This window comes from Ruminococcus sp. CAG:379, from assembly GCF_000434255.1.
GTDB classification, from domain to species: Bacteria; Bacillota; Clostridia; order Oscillospirales; family Ruminococcaceae; genus Ruminococcus_F; species Ruminococcus_F champanellensis.
The window spans coordinates 3138-7892 of the sequence record NZ_FR894801.1 but is presented as its reverse complement, the minus strand read 5'-3'; the positions used below and the strand labels follow the sequence as shown (position 1 = coordinate 7892).

Sequence of the window (4755 nt, the reverse complement as noted above, 5' to 3'; positions counted from 1 at the left end):
GCCCTGCATACTCCTGCGGATTGCAACAATCCGGCAAAGTACTATAAGAGCTGTTCCGCATGCGGTTTCATCAGCACCAGTGAGGATGACTTGTTTACAAGCGGTGGCCCTCTGGGGCATGATTTCTCCGAGAAAAACGTTTCCAACCCCGCATTTTATGCACCGGCAGACTGCACCACACCGGCACGGTACTATAAGTGCTGTTCCCGCTGCGCAGTCATCAGTACGGACACAGCAGATCTGTTTGAAGACGGGGACGCTCTGGGACATGATTTCACTGTAGAAACTGTTTCAGATGCGACTCTGTATACCCCTGTGGACTGCACACACGCTGCACAATATCATAAGTCCTGCGCACGTTGCGATGCGATCAGCACCGATGAAGCGGATCTGTTTGCAAGTGGCGAGATGCTGGGTCACAGCTACAATGACAACGGCTTCTGTGTGCGGTGTGATGGGTATGAGGCAGCGATGCTGAATGCAGACGGAGCGTATGAGATCTCCAACGCCGGACAGCTGTACTGGTTTGCAGCTCTGGTCAACGGCACCCTTGCGGACGTGGATCAGAATATGGGCGCCAACGGCATTCTGACAGCGGACATTGTAGTCAACGAAACCGTTCTGGATGCTGATAGAAATCTCATCAGCGATCCAAGCAACCTGAGAAAATGGACGCCCATCTCCGGTGTGGAGGGAGACAATTACGCCAATTACACCGGCACCTTTGACGGACAGAATCACACCATCAGCGGCTTGTATTTCAACGACAGCAAAACCAGCGTCGGACTGTTCGGAAAAGTTGATAAAGCCACCATCTGCAATCTGGGCGTGATCGATTCCTTCTTCCAGGCAAAGGTTGAGGTAGCAGCTGTCTGCGGATACAGCTACTACAGCGCTATTAAAAACTGCTACAGCACTGCCACCATCAACGGCACAGAAGAGTATGCTGGTGGTATCTGCGGCAGACAGTATTACAGCACAATCAGCAACTGTGCAAACAGAGGTAGGGTTGGCGGTGTCAAAAACGCTGCCGGTATCTGCGGCTTCGGATATGGGGGCATTGTAAACTGCTACAACATGGGTACCGTGACTGGGCAAGCCATTTGCGCAGCGTCCTCTTACATTACCATTACAAACTGTTACGCTTTGGAGGATTCCGCTTCCACCTACTACCAGGCTAGTAAGCTGTCCGCAGAGGCTTTTGCCATCGGCGAAGCAGCTTATCGGTTGGGCGGTGACTGGGGACAGAATCTGAGCAGCGCAGTATCGGCGCAGTACCCGTCTGTGGGCGGACCGAAGGTTTACCAGTGCAATTTTTACCTGTCCTGTGATGCATCCGATACTCCCACGCAGGTGTACAGAAACGTCAATGAAGATATTGTACCGGCGCATTCCTATGTAAACGGCGTTTGCAAAAACTGCGGCTATTTCAGAAACAATGTGGGAACGCATCTGGCGGGTCATTCCCTGACGCTGAACGGCAGCATCGGCGTAAACTTCTACATGATGCTGGATCCCCGGATCGTTGCAGATGACAGTGCATACATGCAGTTTACTTTGCCCGACGGGACAACCAAGGTAATGTCTGTGCGGGGCGCTGCGCAGGATGAGGTAGACGGCGAGCAGTACTATGTATTCACCTGTCAGGTGTCTGCCAAGGAAATGGCCTCCAAGATCAAGGCGCAGATCATTACGGATACCGTAAAGAGCACGGTTTACAGCTTTACCGTGGAGGATTACGCAAACGAGATCCTGGACAACAGTGACGCATACAACAACTACACAGTTGGTCTGGTTCGGACTTTGATGCAGTATGGCACCTATGCGGATGCATACTTTGCAGGGGAGACCCTGGGTGCAACAAAGGAAATGAGCCAGGTGACAGCAGACACTCTGGCGATGGAAGTGTATGTAGCGGACGGCGAATTGCCGGAGGGCATTTCCTACTACGGCTCCACGTTGCTGCTGGAGTCCGATGTCGTACTCAGACATTATTTCAAGGTTGCAAAGGGCACGGATGTTTCCGCATACGGCTTTACCGGCAACAAGGGCAATTACTACTATGTGGATCTTGCGGCAGGCTTCGGCGTGACCGTGGCAGACTGTGTGATCGGCGATTACACACTGAAGTATCAGCCCACATGCTATGTGCGTGCAGTACTGGAAAGTGAAGCTGCTCCGGAGAATCTGAAGCAGCTTGTGACAGCATTTTATTTGTACTATCGTATGTCGCAAATGTCCTAAGACAGCAAAAAGGCGGTTCCTATGAACCGCCTTTTGTTTTGTATGGAGTGTGCAGGGAGGGGTTGCTTATGCAGAGGAAACAGCAAGCAACAGGGGAATCAACATTACCAGCAGGCTCAGACCTACGTTCACTGCCACGGAGATCAGTCCCCATTTCAGATAAGCCCTGGCGGAGACTGGCTTTGTGGACACGTTCACTGCGTAGAGCACTACGCCCACAATCCAGAAGAAAAAGCTCAGCACACACAGGGCGGTTTCTGGTTTGTCCTCCTGTACTGGCTGCTGATAGTAGTAGACACCGTTTGGCTGCTGGGAAGTACTGATTTGCAGCGGTGCACCGCAAACAGGACAGAATCGGGTATGGTCGGCACATTGGTTGCCGCAGTTTTGACAATAGATCATATAAACCTCCATCTGTTTTAACGCTTTCATTATAGCATGTTATGTTGTGAAAGTCAAGCGGGTGGAAACATGTTTTAGATTAGATGCAATTCACAAAATATCTTTGTTTTTTTTACATGATTTCACTGCTTTCCGTGTTCCACATCCGGTATAATTAAATAAATATGCAGAATAAATACGCAGAGAGGGGGGAGAGAAGATGCCGGAGGAAGAGACGCAGGGAGAAGATATTCTGGATGTTGTACGGGACTTCCGGTTTAACTCCTCCAGTGACCGATACAACCGGGATTATCAGGATTGGCGGCGGTTTTCCAAATCCCACTATGCATTCCGGTTTATGAAGAACAAAAAAGAGCGGGTGTATGTGGAGGGTACCGGCTTCTTGAACAGCGGCGCTGCGGAGGCTACACGAACAGCGCTCCGCCGGGTGGGCAAGGTCATCGGCATTGCGTTGCTGGTGTATCTGCTGTGCGACCTGGGGGGCAGTGCCCTGCTGGTGCGGATCTTTCAGCGGCTGGGTTTTCATGTGTCCGGCAGTCTGTTTTCCACCCAGATGTATGGCAGCCAGTGGGGAATCGTATTTGTGAAAATGATCGATATTTTCCTCCGGTATGCTTTGACGGCATTGGTGCTGCAATACTGCTTCCGGCTGCCCTTTTCCGTGTGTGCCTCCTATCGTCCTACCGCCTCCTCTGACGTGCTGCAAGGATCCGCTCTGGCGCTGTTGGTGGGCACGGCGGTATGTGTGCTGAGTGGTCTGACGGGCACCTCCCAGCTGTCCCAACAGCTGTTGTATTCCTATACAAACGGCAAGGCGGTGCTGGTCTACGTTATGTACGAGATCACCTTTGCCTCCATGCTGATCGAAATGCTGTACCGGGGCATGCTTCTGCCGGTATTGCGGCAGTTCGGGGATAAATTCGCAGTTTCCATCATTGTGTTGATCGCCTTTTTGCAGCCCAATTCTTTGCCCTATCGGATCGGAGAAGCGCTGCTGGGATTGCTTTGCGGCTATTTTATGCTCCGGACCGGTTCCTTATTTTGCTGTTATCTGATCCGGATCGCCTATGTGCTGACCACCTTCGGGCAGTTGGCACTGGATTCCAACCAGGTGGATCGGCATCTGATCCACCGGATCTACGTGCTGGTAACTCTGGTGGCGTTGGTGTCCTTTGTGGTGATGACCTTGATCCGCAAGCAGCGGAAATCCAAGGCATATATATGCAATCAATGTCTGTACCTGTCCACCCAGGATAAATTGGCTGCGTTTTTTTCCAGTACTACCATGCTGCCCTGGGTGGCAGTGATGATCCTGTTGGGCATGCTTCAGATCTTTCAGGGGTAGGGGGATATATGGACGATTTTGCGTATATGCGCCAGGCCATGGAGCTGGCGGAGCAGGCTGCTGCACTGGGGGAGATCCCGGTGGGGGCGCTGGTGGTGCAGGATGCCACAGGGGAGGTCCTGGGCAGGGGATACAACCGTCGGGAGGTGGATCATGATCCCACTGCCCACGCAGAGGTGCTTGCCATCCGGCAGGCGGCTTTGGCGCTCGGTAGCTGGCGGCTGTCCGGTTGCACCCTCTATGTGACCCTGGAGCCGTGTCCCATGTGCTGCGGCACCATCATCAACGCCCGGGTGCGCCGGGTGGTGTTTGGCGCCTATGACAGCAAGGCTGGTTCGGCGGACTCGGTGATCAACCTGTTTGCCCTGCCCTATAATCATAAGCCGGCAGTGACCGGTGGACTGCTGGAGGATGCCTGCAAGGAACAGCTTCAGAGGTTTTTCTCCGGACTGCGTGAAAAATAGCCGTATGCTTAAAAGCATACGGCTTTGTTTATGCTTCGCAGAAGGCATGTCCCACGTCAGATTGCAGATATTCCGCTGTGGTGCCGAAGAAACGCAGGGTGCTGTCCAGATGTAGGATCCGGTTGGCTTGCTTGACGGCTGCCTGGATGTCGTGGGAGATCATGATGACCGCAATGTGGTCCTCCCGATTCAGCTTCCGGATCAGCGCATAGAAATCCGCCGTTGCCACCGGATCCAGGGCGGATACCGGTTCGTCCAGCAACAGCAGTTTTCCCGTTGCGCACAGGGCTCTTGCCAACA

The 4755-nt window shown here is 52.9% G+C and carries 3 protein-coding genes and 2 pseudogenes; 3 read left to right on the top strand and 2 right to left on the bottom strand.

Annotated elements, in window-relative coordinates; translation table 11 throughout:
* Positions 1 to 2244 (top strand): annotated as a pseudogene (locus QVO51_RS00375) (hypothetical protein); the annotation flags it as partial.
* Between the two features lie 66 nt (positions 2245 to 2310).
* Here the strand turns inward: QVO51_RS00375 and QVO51_RS00370 are convergent.
* The gene (locus QVO51_RS00370) at positions 2311 to 2646 is read right to left on the bottom strand and encodes a zinc-ribbon domain-containing protein (RefSeq protein WP_022356761.1); all 336 of its coding nucleotides are present in this window, start codon (positions 2644 to 2646) and stop codon (positions 2311 to 2313) included.
* A 199-nt stretch (positions 2647 to 2845) separates the two neighbouring features.
* Here QVO51_RS00370 and QVO51_RS00365 point away from each other — a divergent pair, with 199 nt between their 5' ends.
* Together QVO51_RS00365 and tadA are read left to right on the top strand one after the other, a co-directional pair.
* On the top strand, positions 2846 to 3991 hold the full coding sequence (locus QVO51_RS00365; protein WP_022356760.1) for a CPBP family glutamic-type intramembrane protease: 1146 nt from the start codon (positions 2846 to 2848) through the stop codon (positions 3989 to 3991).
* 8 nt (positions 3992 to 3999) lie between these two features.
* Complete coding sequence (gene tadA, locus QVO51_RS00360; protein WP_022356759.1) at positions 4000 to 4455, top strand: tRNA adenosine(34) deaminase TadA; 456 nt, start codon at positions 4000 to 4002, stop codon at positions 4453 to 4455.
* Between the two features lie 28 nt (positions 4456 to 4483).
* Here tadA and QVO51_RS00355 read toward each other — a convergent pair.
* Positions 4484 to 4755 (bottom strand): annotated as a pseudogene (locus QVO51_RS00355) (ABC transporter); the annotation flags it as partial.

Bases quoted from the DNA above. Each gene is read 5' to 3' on its own strand.
- QVO51_RS00370 (WP_022356761.1), bottom strand. From the start codon at position 2,646: ATGATCTATTGTCAAAACTGCGGCAACCAATGTGCCGACCATACCCGA.
- QVO51_RS00365 (WP_022356760.1), top strand. From the start codon at position 2,846: ATGCCGGAGGAAGAGACGCAGGGAGAAGATATTCTGGATGTTGTACGG.
- tadA (WP_022356759.1), top strand. From the start codon at position 4,000: ATGGACGATTTTGCGTATATGCGCCAGGCCATGGAGCTGGCGGAGCAG.